This window comes from Echinicola jeungdonensis, assembly GCF_030409905.1.
GTDB classification, from domain to species: domain Bacteria; phylum Bacteroidota; class Bacteroidia; order Cytophagales; family Cyclobacteriaceae; genus Echinicola; species Echinicola jeungdonensis.
Genome location: NZ_JAUFQT010000001.1, coordinates 903,961 through 924,833, shown reverse-complemented (window position 1 = coordinate 924,833; position 20,873 = coordinate 903,961). Strand labels below are relative to the sequence as shown.

Genomic DNA, 20,873 nt, shown 5'->3' with positions numbered 1-20,873 from the left:
AGATTTGAGAAAAGAGAAGGGGCCTTGGTATCCTGAATTGGTAAATGATTTAGAAAATACATGGAACTTTCTCCTTTCTTTTTTACACTTCATAACTCTAAATAAAATCACAGTTCTAATCTCACTTTTGTACTTCGTCCTCTTTTTTAAATATTACTTAAGTGTTATAAAAACATTTATTAATTTGGGGTCCAAAAGCCAATTAATAATTAATGAAATACATTAGAATGAAAAACCTATTGACCCTATTTGTGATTTTAACCAGTGCTTTATTTTGGGGCACAGGTTGTAATCCTCAAACCCAAGAAAAAGAAGCCTACCTTTTTGCCTATTTTACTGGCAATGGTCCAGGAGAAGAAGCTGTACACTATGCTATCAGTAATGATGGTTTTAATTACCGGGCCTTAAATAATAACCAGCCTGTTATAAAGGCGGACAGCATCAGCCTAAGAGGGGGAGTTCGCGATCCTCATATCTTGCGAGGAGATGATGGCAAAACATTTTATATGGTACTTACCGACCTCTATGTCCCCAATGACGGTTGGTCCAATCAAGGAATGGTCTTTTTGAAATCCAATGACCTTGTAAACTGGACCCACAGTACGATTCATATTCCTGAGGTTTTCCCTGAAACCTTTGGGGATGTCCATAGGGTATGGGCTCCACAGACCATTTATGACCCTGAGGTCCAAAAATACATGGTTTATTTCTCCATGAAACAGGGGAATGGTCCTGATATAATTTACTATGCTTACGCCAATGATGATTTTACTGGCTTGGAAACTGAACCTAAGCAACTTTTTTACCATCCCGAAAACAAATCCTGCATCGATGGTGATATTGTCAAAAAGGATGGCCAATACCACTTGTTCTTTAAAACGGAAGGACATGGTAATGGAATTAAAAAAGCAGTTTCAGATCAGTTGACAGAAGGCTACACCATGGAGGATGAATACCTTCAGCAAACCAAAGAAGCAGTAGAAGGGTCAGGTATATTTAAATTAAATGACAGTGAGAAGTACATTTTGATGTACGATGTTTATATGAAGGGTGAATATCAATTTACCCAAAGTACCGATTTGCAGGAATTTGAAGTAATAGACCAGGATATCAGCATGAATTTTCATCCCCGTCATGGGGTTGTGCTACCCATCACGATGGAAGAAGCTAAGCGATTAGTCGATGCTTATGGAATTGATGAGAAAAACCTGATCATGGGGGTCAATAATGACCAGGTTTATGAAAAAAATGTTGACTTGGATCAAGAAGAGGAAACTATTTATTTGCCGGTCAAAAATGAGGTGGATTTAAGCGCAGTTGATCCGGAGTTTCAAATGTTTACAGGTTATTCCTTAAGCCCTTCAGGTGCACAGGATTTTAGCAATGGGCCGGTAAGCTATACTTTGACCAAACCTGATGGTTCAACTCAAACAATTGAAGTTTCTGCGAAAAAGGACAATAACCCAGCTCTAAAGGGATACTATGCGGATCCTGAAATTATTTATTCCAACAAGACCGGAAAATTCCATATTTATCCAACCAGTGATGGATTTACCGGGTGGTCCGGCACTTATTTTAAATCTTTTTCCTCCGAAGATTTGACCAATTGGCAGGATGATGGTGTCATCCTGGATCTGAAAAAAGACGTTGAGTGGGCTGATAGAAATGCCTGGGCACCGTGTGCCATTGAAAAAGAAATCGATGGAGAATATAAGTATTTCTACTATTTCACCGCTGCACAAAAAGTTGGTGTTGCCGTGGCTGATGACCCTGCAGGCCCCTTTGTGGATTCCGGAAAACCATTAGTGGATTTTAGGCCAGAAGGAGTTCGTGGAGGCCAGGAAATTGATCCGGATGTTTTTAGAGATCCACAGACGGGAAAAGAATATTTGTATTGGGGAAATGGCTATTTGGCTGCTGTTCCGCTAAATGAAGATATGGTCAGCTTTGACAAAAGTAAAGTTAAGATTTTGACTCCTGAAGATGGTACTTTCAGGGAGGGAACAGAGGTAATCTTTAGAAATGGCAAATACTATTTCTTTTGGTCTGAAAATGATACCCGAAGTGAAGATTACCGCGTAAGATATGCCTTTGCAGAATCTCCAATGGGGCCACTTACCATTCCGAAAAATAATTTAGTGATTTCCAAAGCTCCGGAGAAGGGAATCTATGGGACTGGTCATAATTCAGTGATCCAGGTGCCTGGAAAGGATGAATGGTACATTGTTTACCACAGATTTACCCGCCCTCATGGTATTGATATGGGCAGGGCTGCTGGTTATCACCGGGAAGTCTGTATTGACCGCCTTACTTTTGACGAGGAAGGAAATATCACCCAGGTAGAACCAACAGTTAGTGGAATAAAAAGCATAAAATTAGACTAAAGATTCAAGAGAAAAGAACGTTGGAATGAAGAATTTAAAATGAAAATTGAGGAATTCATTCTTCATAATAATGGTCTTTTTACTTAATTAAAAAATAAACCTAATGCCTACCTTAAAAACTACGACCTTATTGCTCATTGTCTTTTTGGTTGTGAGCAATATTTTGGCACAAGAATCCCAAGAAGCATTTCATCCGGGAAAACCTTGGATGGATACAGAGGGCAATATCATCAATGCACATGGTGGGGGAATTTTATTTGATGACGGCATTTATTATTGGTTTGGGGAAAAAAGAGGGAAACACCGCTCCCAAGGGGTAAATGTTTATTCTTCCAAAGATCTTTATAATTGGAAACCCGAAGGCCTGGCCCTTTCTCCTGTTGATGGGGATGATGATCACGATATTGCCAGGGGTTGTGTGATGGAACGGCCAAAGGTGATTTATAATGAGAAAACCGGGAAATACGTGATGTGGTTTCATCTGGAATTAAAAGGCCAGGGATATAGTGCTGCACGTGCAGCTGTTGCAGTAAGTGATAAGGTTACCGGGCCCTATACTTTTGTACACAGTTACCGCCCCAATGGAAATATGTCCAGGGATATGACCCTTTTGCAGGAAGAAGATGGGACAGCCTATCATATATATTCTTCCAGGGAAAATTATGATTTGCGAATTGCCAAACTCAGTGAAGATTACTTGCATCACACCAAGGATGACCATTTGATGTTCAGCGAGCACCGGGAAGCACCTGCCATTGTTAAACATGATGGAAAGTATTTCTTGATTACAAGTGCCTGTACCGGTTGGAAACCCAATGCTGCCGCTGTACATGTGGCCAAATCATTGGTGGGACCCTGGAAGCGATATGAAAACCCCATGAGAGGTCCTGAGGCTGACATTACCTTTGATGCACAGTCCACCTTTATTTTTCCTGTCCAGGGAAAAGAGGATCAATTGATCTTTATGGCGGACCGTTGGCAACCTAATGACTTGATAAATAGCCCCTATATTTGGCTGCCTATTGAGTGGGAAAATGAACTCCCTACAGTGGAGTGGAATGATAATTGGAATTTAAATGATTTTGAATAATTCATCCTCCATTTTTTTATGATCAATAACCTAACCAAAAAAAAGTAAAAATGATGAAAAACCTATTGTTGTCCCTTTTATTAGTGGCATCCGTATTGGGGCTTTGTAAGGCTCAATCGTCGCCCAATGAATGGGAAAACCCGGAAATTATCCAAAGAAACAAAGAGGCTGCCAGGGCCTATTTTATCACTTATGATTCTAAGGAAAAAGCCCTGAAAGAGAGAAAAGCCTATAATGGCCTTTACAAAAATTTGGATGGCATTTGGAAATTTTCTTTGGTCAAAAGACCCGAGGATCGTCCTAAGGATTTCTACCGTGTTGATTTTAAAGATGAGACCTGGGATGAAATCACAGTTCCCTCCAACTGGGAACTGGAAGGGTTTGACCGTCCTATCTACACCAATGTTTCCTATCCATTTCCTGCTAATCCACCAAAGGTAGATAACCAGTATAACCCGGTTGGGACATACAGAAGAACCTTTGAAGTACCAGCTGGTTGGGGAGAAAAGGAAGTAATATTGCACTTTGGTTCCATTTCCGGATATGCCACCATTTATGTAAATGGCGAGGAAGTAGGCATGACCAAAGTGGCCAAGACACCTGCTGAATTTATTGTAACGGATCATTTGAAGGAAGGAAAAAATACCCTTGCTGTTCAGGTTTTCCGATGGCATGATGGTAGGTACTTGGAAGACCAGGATTTTTGGCGTTTAAGTGGGATTGAAAGATCGGTGTTTTTACAGGCTGTGCCTAAACTGACTATTTGGGATTACTTTATCAAAAGTGGATTGGATGCCAATTACCGTCATGGACAATTGGATGCCAAAGTGGATTTAAGGGCAATTGAGGGGAATGAAATTGACAGGGGAAGCCTGAGCTTTGAATTATTTGCCCCATCTGGAGAGAAAGTTTATAGTGAGGAAAAAAGTGTGAATGGTGAAGACCAAAGTTTAAGTTTCAAGGAGCAGATCCGCAATGTTAAAAGATGGAGTGCTGAACATCCTCACCTTTATCGCTATACCCTTACTCTTAAGGATGATCAGGGCAAAGTGTTGGCAGTGGTCAGCAAAAAGACAGGGTTTAGAAAAGTTGAAATTAAAGATGCCCAGCTTCATGTCAATGGAATGCCTATTTTGGTCAAAGGAGTCAACCTCCATGAGCACCATGAAACTAAAGGCCATGTACCAGACCGTGACATCATGCTCAAGGATATACAGTTGATGAAGCAAAACAATTTTAATGCAGTAAGGATGAGCCATTATCCTCATGCCCCGGAATTATACGAACTATTTGATGAATACGGCTTGTATGTGGTGGATGAGGCAAATATTGAGACCCATGGTATGGGTGCCGAACTTCAGGGATGGTTTGATAAATCCAAACACCCAGCTTATTTGGAAAAATGGGCTCCTGCGCACCTTGATAGAATCAAAAGATTGGTTGAAAGGGATAAAAACTATCCTTCCATCATCATTTGGTCCATGGGTAATGAATGTGGAAACGGCCCGGTATTCTTTGAAGCTTACGAATGGATCAAAAACCGGGACAATACCCGAATGGTGCAATTTGAGCAAGCTGGGGAAAAAGAAGATACTGATATCGTTTGCCCAATGTATCCTGGTCTCGGTTATATGAAAGATTATGCTGCTTCAGACAAACAACGCCCCTTTATCATGTGTGAATATTCCCATGCCATGGGCAACAGTTCCGGTAACTTCCAGGAATACTGGGATATCATCATGAGCAGTAAGAAAATGCAAGGTGGATTTATCTGGGACTGGGTAGATCAAGGCTTGTTGACCACTGATGATAATGGTAGAGAATTCTGGGCTTATGGTGGTGATTTGGGAGGTTTCCATTTCCAAAATGATGCCAACTTTTGTGCTAATGGTTTGGTGGCAGCTGATCGCTCTGCTCACCCCGCTTTGTATGAAGTGAAAAAAGTGTACCAAAATATCCTTTTTGATTATTCCGGAGAAGGAAAATTGGAAGTAAGGAACTTGTTTGACTTCACCAATTTGGATCAATATGATTTCAAATGGGAATTGTTGAAAGATGGGGAGGTTCAAGCAACGGAAAACTTTAAGGTTTCACTTGCTCCGCATAAAACAGGAAATGTTTCTCTTGATTTACCATCTATGGAAGATGGACATGAGTATTTCTTAAATGTTTTTGCATATACCAAGGAAGCAACTTCACTTTTACCCTATCACCATGAGGTTGCAAGAGAACAGTTTTCCATTTCTGAAACCAGTTTCTTTGATGCATTGGATGCTAAATCAGGGCAACTGCAACACAATATAGATGGAGATATCCTTCATTTCTCTACGGATAAAATTAAAGGTGAATTTGATCTGAAAAGGGGAAGGATCAGAAAGTACACCCTGAAGGAGGATGAGCCTTGGATGGTAAGGCAATATCCAGAACCTTATTTCTGGAGAGCCCCAACTGACAATGATTTTGGAAATGGCATGCCTTCCAATATGGGGGTATGGAGATCAGCCCATGAGGGACAAAAAGTGGAGTCAATTACCATAGGTGATGCTTCTGAAGCAGGGGTTCCTGTAAGTGTTCAATATACATTGACTAATATTGATGTGCCTTATACGGTGGATTATTTGATCAGAAATGATGGAAGTATCCAAGTGACAGCTTCCATGAATTTGAGCGGAAGGGAACTGCCTGAGCTGCCAAGGTTTGGTATGCGTATGCAATTACCTGGCCATTACAATAACTTAAGGTATTATGGCCGTGGTCCCTGGGAAAATTATTCCGACAGGAAAACTGCCTCCTTTGTGGGAATCTACAACAGCAATGTGGAAAATCAATTCCACTGGAATTATATCAGGCCACAGGAATCCGGCAATAAAACCGATGTGAGATGGTTGACCCTGACCAATGAAAATGGAAATGGCATCAAAATACATGGACTTCAACCGCTAAGCGTCAGTGCCCTTGATGTGTCAGTAGAAGATTTGGATCCAGGCTTAACCAAAAAACAGCAACATCCTACTAATATTAGACCTCATAATAACGTTTTTCTTCATATCGATTGGAAACAAAGAGGACTGGGTGGTGACAATAGCTGGGGGGCTAGGCCTCATAATGAATATCGCCTGTTAGAAGATCAGTTTGAATACAGTTATGTGATCAGTCTAGTTGACTAATATTAGCCTCAATTAACCCTAAGCAAATATTGCCAAGCTCAGGAAGGATGGTTTATTCATCCAATTGAGCTTGGCTTTTTTGTTTAACCGAAAGGTGCACATGCGATTTACTAGGATTGCAATTTTATATTGAAAAAGGTCCATTCGTTTTTCTGTGGTATTGGCTGCGTTGATTCTTGTTTATGGTTTAATTTTTTAAATGATTGGAAGAAGCCTAATGACTCATTAACCCAAAAATAAATACTCCAAAAATGAAACAATTACAATCAAGTTTAATGACAATTTGCCTTTTCCTAGTTTCATTAGGGAGTTACGCCCAATCGGGCAATGCTCCCTATGTAGTTGAAGAAGGTGGTAAGAAAATATTTAAAGTTGCAGGTCCAGACTATGAGTTGAGCCCCCATACAGGTATGACCAAGAAACACTGGAAGGATGCAGCCCTCTATTTGTTGGAGGGGGCATTTAGTTATATCAATAATCTGGATGATCCCATGAAATTTCCCAAACAACCAGGAAAAAGCTATCCGCATGATGAAGGCCGGGTGCCAACTGAAAAGTTGGAAGGTCTTTGCCGGACTTTATTTGTGGCCACTCCTTTATTGAAAGAAAATCCTGATTTGGAGATCAATGGAATCTCAGTGGCTGAATATTATCAATACCAAATCAGCAAATTGGTAGATCGATCCAGTCCAGCATATATTCATCCCAGAGCAAAAAATGGCGGGCCAAGCCAAAATTTGGTGGAGTTTGGTGCTTTGGGGATTTCCCTGATGCTGGCTCCGAATGTATTGTGGGAGCCACTTTCCCAGGAAAATAAAGATGCATTGGCAGCTACCATGATCAGCTATGGAGATGGGCCAACTGTCCCCTCCAATTGGAAATTCTTTAATATTTTCGTTTTGAGCTTTTTCAAAGACCAAGGTTATGAAATCAACGAAGCACTATTGGAAGAATACCTGCAAAAATCCCTGGCCCATTATCGCGGTGATGGTTGGTACAATGACAACCCCGCTTTTGATTACTATAGCATGTGGGCTTTCCAAATGTATGGGATGATATGGTCAGAGTATTTTGGCAATGAATATTACCCCGAATATGCTGCACAGTTCAAAGAAAACTTTAATGATTTAAAGGACAACTACCCCTATTTGTTTAGCCAGGATGGTAAAATGATCATGTGGGGGAGAAGTATCAGTTATAGAATGGGCTCGATTGTTCCCTTACCTTTGATGGGGTTTGAAGAAGATAAAGACCTGAATTATGGCTGGATGAGAAGGATTGCTTCCGGTACTATGCTTCAATTTTTGCAGCATCCTGATTTTCTTAAAGACAATGTCCCCACCTTAGGTTTTTATGGACCCTTTGAACCTGCTGTGCAGGGGTATAGTTGCCGTGGAAGTGTCTTTTGGATGGGTAAAGCTTTTCTTGGTTTGATGGTGCCAGATGACAGCCCTTTCTGGACCTCAACAGAAAATGAAGGCCCTTGGGAGAATAAATTTGAGGATGATAAAATATATAACCATTTTCAGCAAGGATCTGATATTTTGATCACGAATTATCCGGGAATCGGTGCCTCGGAAATCCGTGCCTGGTGTCATGTGGCCATTATCCCTGCCTGGGAAAAATTCAGGGGAAGTGAAAACTACAACCGTCTTTCCTATAACAGTGCTTTCCCCTGGCAAGAAGATGGTAAGAACGGTGAAGTGGCCATGAATTATGTTTTCAAAAATGAAAAGGCAGAATGGGAAGCGCTTCGATTATTTACGTTTAAGAAGTATAACCGCGGAATTTATTACCGGGATGTAAAACTGGAAACCAATGAGGATGTCCAAATGGATTTGGCAGAAATTCCACTTCCAAATGGAATTTTAAGAGTAGATAGAAACCGAAGCAAAGATTCCATTGCCATGCGTTTAGGCCATTATGCCCTGCCTGATTTGGGAGAGGGAATCGAAGAGCGTGTGAAAAAGGTAAAAGGTTATGAAATTCAGATTATTGATAATGGAGAATACCAATTGGCCATGGTGCCGCTGAAAGGTTGGTCTGGCATAGAGGTGGTGGAAGCCACTGGTTTGCATCCCCAAAGTGATAAAAGTGCGGTGATCAATGTTTTTGATGATTTTGACCCTGAAACCGAGCATATCAGCATTTATGCCACCTTGATGCTGTGGAAAAAGTCAGGGGAAAAATGGAGCGAAAAGGAATTGATGCCTATTCAGGAACTGGAATTCAACAAAGAAGATAAAGCGGTAAAATTGACATTCAAGAACGGCGGGACCAAAACCGTTTATTATTAAATAAGGAAAAATAAATAACTAGCGAACTTGGCGAAAATCCAACGCGTTCTTTGCGGTAAAAATAAACCTAAAAGGGCGAAAGGAACACGCGGAGTTCGCTTTTTTTTTTTTTGGATATTTTTGCCTTTAAAAGAATTAACGCCTTTGTTTTTTATGTCTAAATGGTGGTTGAACATTAACTTGAATATCAAACGACTCATTGAATATTTGTGTTATTCCCTGGAGTTTGTGGACAACTAATGATTAGTTTTTTTAGTAATGGGATCCTAATTAAAACCAGAATTGAACTTGCAATATGTCTGGGGTTACCCCATATATCTTGTTGAATTTTGAATTCAATTTTCAGGCAGGAGAGAAAAGTTTAAATCCCAATTGTCATCGATATTAGAGTGAATTGGCCTACTTCACCCTAATATCGTATTTTACGCAGGCTTCCAAAATTCCCATGGGAGAGGGAATTCCGATAACTCATTAACCCAATATTCAAAAATATAAACTCGGCAATTAATCCTTTATTTTTCAATTAATTCCATAAATTAATAGAAGGATTTTTATGGAGAAATCCATGTAAGAATATCGGGAATAAACGGTTTAATATTTCTTTTTCAAATCAAATCATCAATTGCAAAATGGAACAACATAAAAAACAATCTACCTTGTCATCTTTTGGTATTATTGGAATGGGGGTTATGGGCAAGAGCCTGGCCATTAATTTAGCCGGTCATGGGGTGAAATTGTCCATTTATAACAGGCATGTGGAAGGTGAAGAGGAGAAAGTAGCCCAAAAGGCAGTGGAGGAAAATCCGGAACTGAAATCAGTAAAAGCCTTTGATCAATTGGCGGACTTCGTTGAGTCATTGGAACAACCAAGGAAAATTTTGATGATGATTCCAGCTGGCCAAATCATTGACCAGCAGATTGCCCGGTTAGAGACTTTTCTGGATAAAGGGGATGTAATCATAGATGGTGGAAACTCCCACTATAAGGATAGCACCAAAAGGCAAAAGTACTTGGAAAATGAGGGAATTTTATATGTTTCCATGGGAGTTAGTGGAGGTGAAGAAGGAGCTAGAAAAGGTCCAAGTTTAATGCCAGGAGGGGCAAAAGAGGGATTTGACCTTGTTCAACCTTTTTTGGAAAAAATAGCCGCTAAAGACAAACAGGGCCGCCCTTGTATGCATTATGTGGGGCAAGAAGGTTCGGGGCATTTTGTGAAAATGGTGCATAACAGTATCGAATATGCGGAAATGCAGCTTTTGGCTGAAACTTATAATTTGATGCGGTATTATCTGCAATTATCTCCGGAGGCCATTTCGCAGGAATGGAAAAAGTGGGAAAAATCGGGTTCTGGTAGTTTTTTGCTTAAAATCAGCCAAAATATCCTGACTTTTAAGGAGGATGGAGATTTCCTTTTGGATCATATCTTGGATCTGGCCGCCCAAAAAGGCATTGGAGGATGGGCTGTAAATGAGGCTATGGATTTTCATGTTCCCTATAGCCCTTTGGCCGAGGCCGTAATGGCCCGTTTGATTTCCTCCCAGAAGGACAAAAGGATTCATTTGGAAAAAGTATTTAAAAAAAGCCCATTTAAGGTCCCTGAAGACCCTAAGCCTATTTTAGAAAATTTGAAAATTGCCTACGACCTGGTCCGGATGATTAATCATGATGTTGGATTTGAACTGATCAGAGAGGCTGGAGAACAAAAGCAGTGGTCACTGGATTTGTCCGAAATAGCCCGTACTTGGAGCAGTGGTAGCATCATCCAATCTCCCTTGATGGAAGAGTTGGTGAATGTCTTTGCCTCAAATTCCGACATTTTGACCAGTCCAAAAATGGAGCCTTTAATAAAAAATAGCCGGAAGGTTTTGGCCATAGTAGTGGGTGAAGGTCTAATGGCAGGTATGGCCCTGCCGGTAATGTCCTCTGCCTTGAATTATATTTTGTCAATGACCACAGCCGATTCCCCAGCAAACTTAATTCAAGCTCAAAGGGATTATTTTGGAGGGCATGGATATCAACGAATTGGAAAGTCCAGGGAAAAGTTTTTCCATACCCAGTGGAAGGCCGGGAAAAAAGAATGACCCAAAAGGCTAAAAAAATCCCATTTAAGTGCACTAATTAATTTAACTGGAGGAACATATTTAAAAATTATTCTTCAAAATAATTTTCCTGGCAGGTAAGCTGATAATTAAAGATAGAATTATAATATAATAAAATGGGAGGAAGAAGCTGAGTTTGGGGGATACCTAAATAATTAAATCAAAATAACCTAAAATTATGAATTTAGCAGCGATTGATATAGGGACCAATTCCATCCATTTGGTAATAGCCGAAGTAACTTCCCGGCAAAATATTAAGGTATTGATCGACGAAAAAGAAATGGTCAAACTGGGCGTTGGGGTATTTGCTACCAACCAGCTTTCGCCGGAAGCTTTTGACCGGGGCATACAAGTAATCAAAAGGTATGTCCAACTGGCCGATCAATACGGAGTGGATGAAATCATTACTGCTGCCACCAGTGCTACCCGCGAAGCTAAAAATGGGGGTGAGTTTTTGGATCGTCTTGCTTATGAAACCGGTCTTACTCCTCATGTGATTTCTGGTAAGGAAGAGGCCAGGCTGATTTTCCTGGCCGTAAGAAGGGCCATAGCCTTTGGGGATGAAAAAGTGTTGGTGCTGGATATTGGAGGCGGGAGCACTGAAGCCACCGTAGGTAATCAAGATGAGATATTTTTTAAACGCAGCATAAAATTAGGGGTGCTGAGGCTGTTTGATCTTGCCAATGGAAAATCTACCCTCAATAAAAAAGAGGTGGCCGAAATGGAAGGACATATTAATTTGGCAGCAAAGGATATTATGAGCCAGGCAGTCAGCAAGGGATTTAGCAAAGTAATTGGAACCTCTGGGACCATCCGGACATTAGGAGAAGCCGTTCATATTTCAGAAAAGGGCAGTCCGATCAGTACGGTGAATGCAGAAGAAATTGCTACCAATGACCTCGAAAAGTTATCCAAGAAATTGATGAAATTGCCCTCGGACAAAAGAGGGGAAATTCCCGGAATCAGTGGAAATAGAGTGGATGCTATTCATCTGGGCAGTCTGTTATTGATTAGACTGCTCCAAATGGCCAAAGCGGAAAAGATCACCCTCTGTGATGCTTCATTGCGGGAGGGATTGATTTTGGATTATTTGGACCGGATTGGTAAAAAGCAAGAAACCATTTTTCCGGAACGCGACTTGAGGCACCGGAGTGTACAGCATTTGGCATTAAGGTACAATACCGATTTGGAGCAAAAAAAGCATGTGTCCATGTTAGCCTTGCAGCTTTTTGATCAACTAAAGGGCATACATCAGTTGAAAGAAAAGCCACGGGAATTACTGGAATTTGCCTGTCTGATCTTTGAAATTGGTCATTTTATTGGTTTTCCCAAATATCACAAGCACTCCCGATATATTATATCCCATTCCCGCTTAAGGGGGTTCAACAATGAAGAGATTCTGCTGTTGGGCCATTTGGCCAGATACCATAGAAAAGCCAAACCAAAGAAAAAACACAAGGAGTTCAAACAACTTGATAAAAGCCAAAAGAAAATCATCCGTGTTTTGGCAGGAATACTAAGAATTGCTGTAGGGTTGGATAAAACCAAAAATCAGTGGATTGAAGAGGTGGCCTGTGAGGTGGAGGAAGATAAGATCATCATCACCGTCTATGGGGAAGAAAACCCTGATCTGGAAATCTGGGATGCCATGAGACAGAGAAAAGTCCTCAAAAAAGCCCTGAAAAAAGAAATTGTTGTCACTGCGGCAAGTCCTGTTCCGCTGTAGGAATATTGATTTCCTTAAGGAAATGGCCTTTTTCATCCAATTTTATGCCAGTAAGACAAACACCACGGTAAGCTCCTGTATCAATATTCCAGGAATTGGAATGTGGATCATATGCTGCTTTTCCTTTTGGAAGGGGCGTGTGTCCTATGACCTGCATTTGGGATAATTTTTTTAGCGGTGATCTGTTCCAAAGTATTCCCTCTGGGTTTAGTGGGGCATAAGGATCTTCAGTATGGGAAATGCCTGCATGGCTAACAAAAACGTGCTCATTGTGCCAGTGGAAGGGAAGGTGTTTCAGAAATGGCAAGAAGGATTCTGGAGTCAACCCCAATTGCCGGATTTGTTCCAAGGTGCCTGAACCTCCATTGCGAATCCAATTTTTTACCGGGTCCTTTCCCAGAAGATAATCTATCATCATTTGCTCATGATTGCCCCTCAAAAAACAGGTTTTGTCTGGGTATTTCCTTTGCAAAGTTTTTGCTGTTTGGAGCATTTGGGGATTGTAAGCCCCCCTGTCCACCAAATCCCCCACCTGAATAAGGAATTCCTTATTGGGGGTCCAGTTTTCCAGTAGCTTTTGAAAAGTGTTCCAGCAACCGTGAATGTCACCTATGATAAAAAGATCCATTGAATTAGTTGATACTGTTGCGGCTCAATGTAAAAAATAAATGGAAAAATGGCTAACGCAATTCAATGCATTAGCTTGAAAAATAGGAACCTTGGAAATAGGTGGTCGAAATGAGTTCCATTAGGTTCCCAAGTAAAAACCAATTATCAAGATATTAGAATCTTGAGGGGCCATATTATCTTCCCTTCCTATTTCTTGATCCAGTTTGAAGGTTGATCCATTCGACAATTCTTGAAAATAATCATAGTTTAATGATTATGCTTAAGTTGGAGTTTCCATATCCCACATACTCCAAATACCGTATTCTTTTCAGATATTCTCCTACTTCTTAGCTTATTTCTGGACGATGGAACCATTTTTAACATTACTATATTTTATTTTAATCTTAAAATCCAAAAAGCAAACTCATTCTTTTTCCACTATCCCTGAAGTGTATGGACTTCAATTTCCCGGATGTTCCGATCAAGCATTTTAAGGATTTTTTGAATTAAATCGTTTAATTCAGGTTCTTCAGAGTCTTCAGTTGGGAAAGTTTCCAATTCCGCGGACAATTCAGAAAGCTTTTTTAATCCTAAGGAACGGGAGGAACCATATAACTTATGTCCCATGGCTTTTATTTGTTTAAGGTCTCCCTCATTCTGTGATTTGACCAGAAGTTTTTTTGTTTTGACCAATTCATTGAGGGAGGTATTTAATAATGATTGGACAATAATTTCATCAGAAAGTTCTTCACCTAGAAATTCCTGGAACCATTTTAAATCAAATGAGAGTTGATCTTTTTTTTCTTCAGGGGATTGGTTGGGGTTTGAATTATTGCTATCAATCGACCATTTCTCCATTAGCTTGAGCAAATCCTTTTCCACAAATGGCTTGGCTATAAAGTCGTCCATGCCTGATTCCAGACATTTTTCCTTTTCACCTTTAACATTTCCAGCAGTTAGGGCAATGATCAGGGGTTTTTCTTGATTTTGGTCTTCCCTGATTTTTTTGGTAACCTCATAGCCATTCATTCCTGGCAATTGGATGTCCATAAAAATAAGGTCCGGTTTGAGGTCCTGGTAAATTTTAAGTGCTTCGCTTCCATTGTTGGCCTCCACTATTTTGGCTTTGGGACTGATTTTACTGATTACCGTTTTGGCTAGCAACATATTGATCATATTGTCTTCTACAATCATGATTTTCAACCCAGGTGCAATATTCCCGGAGGTAGAGTCCGGCAATGTTTTTTCTTCCAATTCCTTTTCATCCTTCCCTTGAAAAAATTTATTAATGGCGGCCAATTTGATGGGTTTGGTCATTGGGACAATATCCAGCTCTTTACAGTTTTCGTAAATATCAGTTTCATCAATGGAGCTATGAAGCAATAAAATGATGCTTGGATTTTTTTTATTTTGGTCAAAATTTTCCCTGATTTTCCGAATGGTTTCCAAACCATCCATGAAGGGCATATTGTAATCAATTAGGATAAGGTCAAATTCAGGATGATGTTGGATTTTTTGCAGGGCTTCCATGCCATTTGTTGCTTCCTCAAAATCAATACCCTTAGGGGTCAACATTTCTTTTAGAATCAGCCTGTTATTTTCATTGTCATCCACAATAAGGGCGTTGTTGATCTGGATGGGAGCAATGTCACCTGCTCTTTCCATTTCAGCTTTAACTTTTATGTCAAAATAAAAATTGCTTCCCCTTCCCACCTTACTCTCCAACTGCAAATGACTTCCCATCATTTTGAGCAGGCTATTCGAAATGGCCAGTCCTAGGCCTGTTCCACCATACTTTTTGGTGGTACTTATATCTTCCTGGGCAAAAGCCTCGAATATTTTTTGCTGCTTGGCTTGTTTTATCCCAATTCCTGTGTCCTGAACAGAAAATCTTAAATTGATTTCATTTTTTTCATTTAAGCTTGTTAAAGGAGTAACCTCCAATTTGATCTCCCCCTTTTCAGTAAACTTAGCTGCATTGCTGAGCAAATTGACCAATACTTGTTTGATTCTTACTTTATCCACCCAAATATACCTGGGTAGCTCAGGGGACAAATGAAGTAATAACTCTAATCCTTTCTTATGAATTTGATAAGAAAGGATATCAGTGGATTCATTATTTAATTCAAAAATGTCACATTGCTCGATATCCAATTCCAGTTTTCCCGCTTCTATTTTGGAAAAATCAAGGATATCATTGATAATTTGAAGTAAGACATTTGCAGATTGATTAATGATGGAAAGGTATTGATTTTGGGTTTGTGTCATCTGGGTTTTTAGTACCAAATCAGTAAAACCAATGATACCATTTAAGGGTGTTCTTAACTCATGGCTCATGTTGGCCAAAAATTCGGATTTTGCCCGGCTGGCCAATTCAGCCTGGATTTTAGCCTTTCTCAATTCAACTTTCCGTAAACCCGCCTCGGTGACATCCTGGGTCAGCATCAGAATTCCCCCTATTGATCCATCATGCCTTTTCCAAGGCCGGACTTCCCAGCGCAGGTATTGATCATGGCTCCATCCTTCAGGTCGCCAAATGTCCTCCTCCTTGCTAATAACTTCACCATTTAGGCATCTTTGATGTATTTCTTTCCATTCATCCGAGACATTGGGGAAAATCTCATAATGGGATTTACCTTTCAGGTCCTGGCCCATCAGTTTGTATTCCTCCAACCACCTGTTGCTATAGGCAATGTATTTGATTTCTTTGTCAAACATTGCTACCGCAGCTGGAGCATAGGTTACAAATGCCTCAAGCCTTGCTCTTTCTATGAACAGTTCCTGTTGGGCTTTTTTCTGCTCTGAAATATCCACCCCTAATCCTAGGTAACCAAGAATCTTACCGGCTGGATCCCACATAGTGGTTATAACCAGAGAAACTTGAAATTTAGATCCATCTTTCCTTATAAATGTCCATTCCCTTTGGTCGGATTCATTTTTTTCAGATTCATGGACAAGCACTCTGAAACCTTTAATTGAGGTTTGATATTTTTGGGAAAGTTCCTTGCTTCTTTCTTGTATTTCTTGGGGATCATGAAGGATTTCAGGAGTGCAATTTCCTGCCATTTCCTCAGCCTTATAACCTAAAAGGTTCTCAGCTCCCTTATTAAAAACAGTGATTTTTCCTTTAGGGTCAGTGGCCACAATACTTACGGTGGTGGCAGCATCCAGAACATTTTTGAGCAACCTTCTGGAGTTTTTGATTTCCAATTCCGCCTGTTTCCGTTCATCAATATCCTGAAAGGTGCCAAAAAGCCTTACACATTTTCCTTTATGGTATTCCGGTTTCCCAACAGCTCGTGCCCATTTCTCTTTATTATTGGCAGTAATAAGGATCAGTTCTAAATCCCAAGGAATGCCTTTTTCTATGGATTTTTTAATAGCTTCCTGGATTGAATCACGGCTTTTACCTTCCTTGATGAAATTAATACCTGAAATAATGTCCGGTTGAAAATCTTGGGGAACCTCATGGATTTTCTTGGTAATGGGGGACCAGGTGACCTGATCTTTGATTAGGTCGTATTCCCACCCTCCGATGTTGGCAACCGAATTGGTTTCCTCCAGCATTTCCTGGAGTTTCTTGTGTTCTTGTTCTAATTGATGTCTTCTGGTAATATCCAGGGCATTTCCTAAAACATAAGTTTCACCGTTGGGGTGTTTTTCCAGGACATTATTATAAAGCCAAATGCAATGGCTTCCATTTTTATGTTTGGTTTTCATCAAACCTTTAGATATCCCTGTAGAAGCAATTTCCTGTAAATAATTTCTTACTCCTTCATGATGATCCTCTGGGATAATGTCAAATAAGGTTTTTCCCTCCAATTCCGAAGGGTTATATCCCAAACTGGACGCACTGGACTCATTAAGCTTGGTCAATCTTCCTTCCAAGTCATGGGTGCACATCAAGCCCTGGGATTTTTCGAAAAAGTTTTTGTATTGCCTCTCGGTGCGCCTTAAAGCATTGGAATGGATTTTTTCTTTAATCAGCTCTTCTGCTTCTTTGGCCAATAATTTCAGGGACTCCCTTTGGCTGGGATTTAGTTTTTTGGATCGGGAATCCATTATAAAGAAGGTGCCGAAGAATTTGTCGGATTTCTTGTAAATCGGGTAACCCGCATAATGGTTAATACCCTGTTTTTTCACAATATTAATGGATGAAAACCTGGAATCCACTTTGGCATTCTCGACCTCAAAAAAATCTCCCCTTTCTTGCGTAGCCTTACAAAAAGCCCCACTTTTTATATAAGAGGACTTTGATAAACCCTTTTGGGATAACAACCTGTAATCTCCGTTTTCAATCCAACCAATTCCTACCGCCTGGCTGCCAATAATATTTTGCGCCAATTGAACTAGACGGTCAAATATAATCCCCTTTGGGAGTTTGGTATGGGGTAAAGGATTAAAGTTTGTTTTACCCTTATTCATAAAATAGTAATTCTTTTAATTTTTTTAAAGATATTAATAAATAGTAAAAAACTATAAACTTATAAAGCGTAAGGTGGAGTTGTTATATTTATGATAGTTAAGTTTTACCGTTTTATAGGGTATTTTGTAATTGATCACAGGTAATTTGTGGTTGGTCATATAAGGGTTTTTTTCTCCTTTTTTTATACTTGCTATTTACCAAAGTAAAATTTCAAGACAAATAGGACAAGTAAGTGGAATTGCAATGTCCGCATTGGGACTTTCAGGGTATGTAAGCAAAAGGTTCACGCAGGAGACCTGATGTTCGCAAAGGTTGGTTTTTGAGTGGGGTGTAAAAAATGAAGGGGCTTGATGGATTACAGTGGGTTCCTGCCCAGTGATTGTTTAAACAGGCTTAATTGGTTATTCGAATAACAATATGGTCTTTATGTTTTGCCCTCAGCTATTTAGTTTCCTGCCGACCTTTTCAGGCCCGGGAGGTGGTGGATGTTCGGTTGTGAAAATGATACACAGCCAAAAGTAGAACCTTTAGGGTTTTAACCCATAATTCATGAAGTTTTGGATTTGCAGTCCCTATCAAATTCTAAACCACCACTTTCGGTCTACTTCAGTTAATCAGTTAACATTTAAATCTTTAGCAATCCTCCATTTTAACCTAAAACCGGATTTCCCACTACAAATCATTAACACTAATTACTTCGAGCAATTCCTTTACCAAAAGAGCAGCAATTTCAGGGGAAATTGTACTTTATGCAAAGGACCAACAACCAAAATAGAATTAAAGATCGTTAATTAATTCAATAATCAGTTTTTTTGCTTTTTTTGATTCGGGTAAATTCAGTAACATCCAGGTATGGAACATACCCTCGAATTCATGGTAGTTCAGGGCAATGCCTTTTGCATGAGCCATGGACTTTAACTTCCGGGCATCTGCTACTAGAATTTCTCTTGACCCCATAAAGATTGAGATCTTGCCTAGCCCCTCGAGAGAACCATTAATGGGACTCAGCAAATAATTCCCGGGGGAGGTATTTCCGGCATAGGCTTTTCCGGCCAGTTGTAAACCTTCTACCCCTAAAAATAAATCGGATGGGTCAATATCTTTTATCTCCGGGTTGGTCAGGCTTAAATCAAGCCATGGGGAAAGCAGAATGATCTGACTGGGCTGGGGCATTTGTTCATTTTTCATGAGTTGGGCAAGGGCCAGGGCCAAGCCACCCCCGGCAGAGTCTCCCATGAGGATAAACTTTGCAGGATCTACCTTTTTTATCAGTTCATTGTAGAGATCTTTTACCATGGCAAAAGTATGCCGGTAGGTATGGGCGGGAGCAAGGGGATAGTCAGGGGCAGTAATGGTGCAGTGGGTATTATTCACAAGCAAGGACAGAAAATTCCAATGGGGACGGGCAAAACCCTGCACATAAGCCCCCCCATGCAGGTAAAGGATGTGTTTTTGTGTTCCTGTCTTTTTTCCTTTGGGGCTTAAGGTAAATACCTTATGTTCATGGATACGATATTTGTGAACGTTACAACTTGCGAAGACCTGCCTGGAAGGCTCTGAAGAGGTGAAAAGGTCAAATTTATTATACCTGAACTGCTTTTTCAGAAGGGTTTTTTTATTAATAACCTTTAATAAAAGATTGAACAACTTGCTCTGGAAACTTACCAAGATGGATGCTTTTAGATAGTGAAAGGGTTGCCGGAAAGCATCCCCTTTACCTAAACAATTTGAGTGGCTGAATCGTTTTTTATTTAGTATAATAGTGTTGATTGTTTTTAGTTACCTGATATGGACCATACCTCCTACACGGAAAATGACTTTTGGCTGAGATTGGATAATGCGGCAAAGATTTATCCCGCCATCAGGAGCAGGGAGTTGACCTCCGTAATCCGCATTTCGGTGGAGCTGAAAGAAAGAATCAAAGCAAGACCATTTTGTGAAGCCATCCAGGCTATTGAAAATCGGTTTCCTTATTATAAGGTAAAATTAAAGAGGGGATTCTTCTGGTATTTCCTGGAGCATGAAAATTTGCCTATTCAGGTAATGGTAGATAAGGGAATGCCCTGCAGGGCATTTGGGAAGGATGAATTGATGTACAGAGTGTTGGTAATGGGAAATAAGATTAGTGTGGAGTTTTCCCATATCTTAACAGATGGCACAGGTTCCTTGGAATTTTTGAAAACTTTATTATTTACTTATCTGGAGAAATGCAACCAACCATTGCCAGCGGGTATTCCCTGGTTTCGGCCAAATGAAACTCCCTCTTCCGAAGAATACGAGGATGCCTTTAACCGGTTCTTTAAAAAAACAGAAGCACCAACAATTTCTATTCCTAAAGCTTTTCATGTCCCTTTTTCTTTAAAGCCAAAACCCCGTTTTGAGGTATTGTTGGGCATCATCCCTATTAAAGAGATAATAAATAAAGCAAAGGAGCATAAAGTTAGCCTTACGGAATACCTGGTGGCTGTTTATATCTATGCGGTACAAAAAGTCCATAGAGATCAGTCTAGGAACGCAAAACGGAGAAGTAATAAAAAAATAAGGATACAAGTACCAGTGAACCTTCGCCAAATGTACCCGACAAAAACCATGAGAAACTTCTCCCTATATGTAATGCCTGAGATTGATACGCGTCTTGGCTGGTACTCTTTTGACGAGCTACTGAAGGTTGTCCATCATCAGATGAAGTTGGAAACGGATAAAAAACTGATCAGTAAAATGATGGCGCGGAATGTGGGAGGGGAAAGGAATCCATTTATTCGGGGAATGCCGCTATTTTTGAAATCTCTTATCCTTTCAACGCTTTACAGGGCAGGCACACAAAAATACAGCGGCGTATTGACTAATTTGGGGAAAGTGGACTTTACGCCGGAGGTTAATAATAATATTAAAAGAATCGTGTTTATCCCTCCACCGGCCAATAAAATACTAAAGGTGAATTGCGGGGTGGTGGGCTTTGAAAATAAGCTTGTGTTGAGTTTCGGAAATATTACAAAGACCAAAAATCTGGAAAAAAATTTTTTCAGATTCTTGATCAGCCAGGGGATTCCTGTTAAAATTGAAAATTACTGATCA

General features: G+C 40.1%; 10 protein-coding genes. 7 read left to right on the top strand and 3 right to left on the bottom strand.

Features of this window, described 5'->3' with window-relative positions; genetic code table 11:
- Nucleotides 1–212 precede the first annotated feature (212 nt).
- The 6 genes from QWY93_RS03975 (at nt 213) to QWY93_RS03950 (ending at nt 12,763) form a co-directional block, all read left to right on the top strand.
- Nucleotides 213–2,384, top strand: a complete 2,172-nt coding sequence (locus QWY93_RS03975; protein WP_290246887.1) for a glycoside hydrolase family 43 protein — start codon at nt 213–215, stop codon at nt 2,382–2,384.
- Nucleotides 2,385–2,487: 103 nt separating this feature from the next.
- Nucleotides 2,488–3,474, top strand: a complete 987-nt coding sequence (locus QWY93_RS03970) for a glycoside hydrolase family 43 protein (protein WP_290246886.1) — start codon at nt 2,488–2,490, stop codon at nt 3,472–3,474.
- A 50-nt stretch (nt 3,475–3,524) separates the two neighbouring features.
- Nucleotides 3,525–6,641: a beta-galactosidase, LacZ type gene (gene lacZ, locus QWY93_RS03965; protein ID WP_290246885.1), complete on the top strand. Its 3,117-nt coding sequence runs from the start codon at nt 3,525–3,527 to the stop codon at nt 6,639–6,641.
- A 251-nt stretch (nt 6,642–6,892) separates the two neighbouring features.
- The gene (locus tag QWY93_RS03960; protein ID WP_290246884.1) at nt 6,893–8,938 is read left to right on the top strand and encodes a DUF2264 domain-containing protein; all 2,046 of its coding nucleotides are present in this window, start codon (nt 6,893–6,895) and stop codon (nt 8,936–8,938) included.
- 629 nt (nt 8,939–9,567) lie between these two features.
- On the top strand, nt 9,568–11,019 hold the full coding sequence (gene gnd, locus QWY93_RS03955; protein ID WP_290246883.1) for an NADP-dependent phosphogluconate dehydrogenase: 1,452 nt from the start codon (nt 9,568–9,570) through the stop codon (nt 11,017–11,019).
- A 196-nt stretch (nt 11,020–11,215) separates the two neighbouring features.
- On the top strand, nt 11,216–12,763 hold the full coding sequence (locus QWY93_RS03950; protein ID WP_290246882.1) for a Ppx/GppA phosphatase family protein: 1,548 nt from the start codon (nt 11,216–11,218) through the stop codon (nt 12,761–12,763).
- Here QWY93_RS03950 and QWY93_RS03945 read toward each other — a convergent pair.
- The 3 genes from QWY93_RS03945 to QWY93_RS03935 all read right to left on the bottom strand — a co-directional run bounded on the left by QWY93_RS03945 (nt 12,735) and on the right by QWY93_RS03935 (nt 19,568).
- Nucleotides 12,735–13,391 carry a metallophosphoesterase gene (locus QWY93_RS03945; RefSeq protein WP_290246881.1) on the bottom strand — a complete coding sequence of 219 codons (657 nt, stop codon included), beginning with the start codon at nt 13,389–13,391 and terminating at the stop codon, nt 12,735–12,737. The genes QWY93_RS03950 and QWY93_RS03945 overlap by 29 nt on opposite strands.
- A 419-nt stretch (nt 13,392–13,810) precedes the next feature.
- Nucleotides 13,811–17,797 carry a PAS domain S-box protein gene (locus QWY93_RS03940; protein WP_290246880.1) on the bottom strand — a complete coding sequence of 1,329 codons (3,987 nt, stop codon included), beginning with the start codon at nt 17,795–17,797 and terminating at the stop codon, nt 13,811–13,813.
- 778 nt (nt 17,798–18,575) lie between these two features.
- A complete protein-coding gene (locus tag QWY93_RS03935; RefSeq protein WP_290248819.1) occupies nt 18,576–19,568 on the bottom strand; it encodes an alpha/beta hydrolase fold domain-containing protein in 993 nt (330 codons plus the stop codon).
- An 18-nt stretch (nt 19,569–19,586) separates the two neighbouring features.
- Here QWY93_RS03935 and QWY93_RS03930 point away from each other — a divergent pair, with 18 nt between their 5' ends.
- Nucleotides 19,587–20,870 carry a hypothetical protein gene (locus QWY93_RS03930; RefSeq protein WP_290246879.1) on the top strand — a complete coding sequence of 428 codons (1,284 nt, stop codon included), beginning with the start codon at nt 19,587–19,589 and terminating at the stop codon, nt 20,868–20,870.
- Nucleotides 20,871–20,873: the final 3 nt, after the last annotated feature.

What these genes read in the sequence shown, in the direction of transcription:
- QWY93_RS03975 (WP_290246887.1), top strand. Translation starts at nt 213, where the DNA reads ATGAAATACATTAGAATGAAAAACCTATTGACCCTATTTGTGATTTTA.
- QWY93_RS03970 (WP_290246886.1), top strand. Translation starts at nt 2,488, where the DNA reads ATGCCTACCTTAAAAACTACGACCTTATTGCTCATTGTCTTTTTGGTT.
- lacZ (WP_290246885.1), top strand. Translation starts at nt 3,525, where the DNA reads ATGATGAAAAACCTATTGTTGTCCCTTTTATTAGTGGCATCCGTATTG.
- QWY93_RS03960 (WP_290246884.1), top strand. Translation starts at nt 6,893, where the DNA reads ATGAAACAATTACAATCAAGTTTAATGACAATTTGCCTTTTCCTAGTT.
- gnd (WP_290246883.1), top strand. Translation starts at nt 9,568, where the DNA reads ATGGAACAACATAAAAAACAATCTACCTTGTCATCTTTTGGTATTATT.
- QWY93_RS03950 (WP_290246882.1), top strand. Translation starts at nt 11,216, where the DNA reads ATGAATTTAGCAGCGATTGATATAGGGACCAATTCCATCCATTTGGTA.
- QWY93_RS03945 (WP_290246881.1), bottom strand. Translation starts at nt 13,391, where the DNA reads ATGGATCTTTTTATCATAGGTGACATTCACGGTTGCTGGAACACTTTT.
- QWY93_RS03940 (WP_290246880.1), bottom strand. Translation starts at nt 17,797, where the DNA reads ATGAATAAGGGTAAAACAAACTTTAATCCTTTACCCCATACCAAACTC.
- QWY93_RS03930 (WP_290246879.1), top strand. Translation starts at nt 19,587, where the DNA reads ATGGACCATACCTCCTACACGGAAAATGACTTTTGGCTGAGATTGGAT.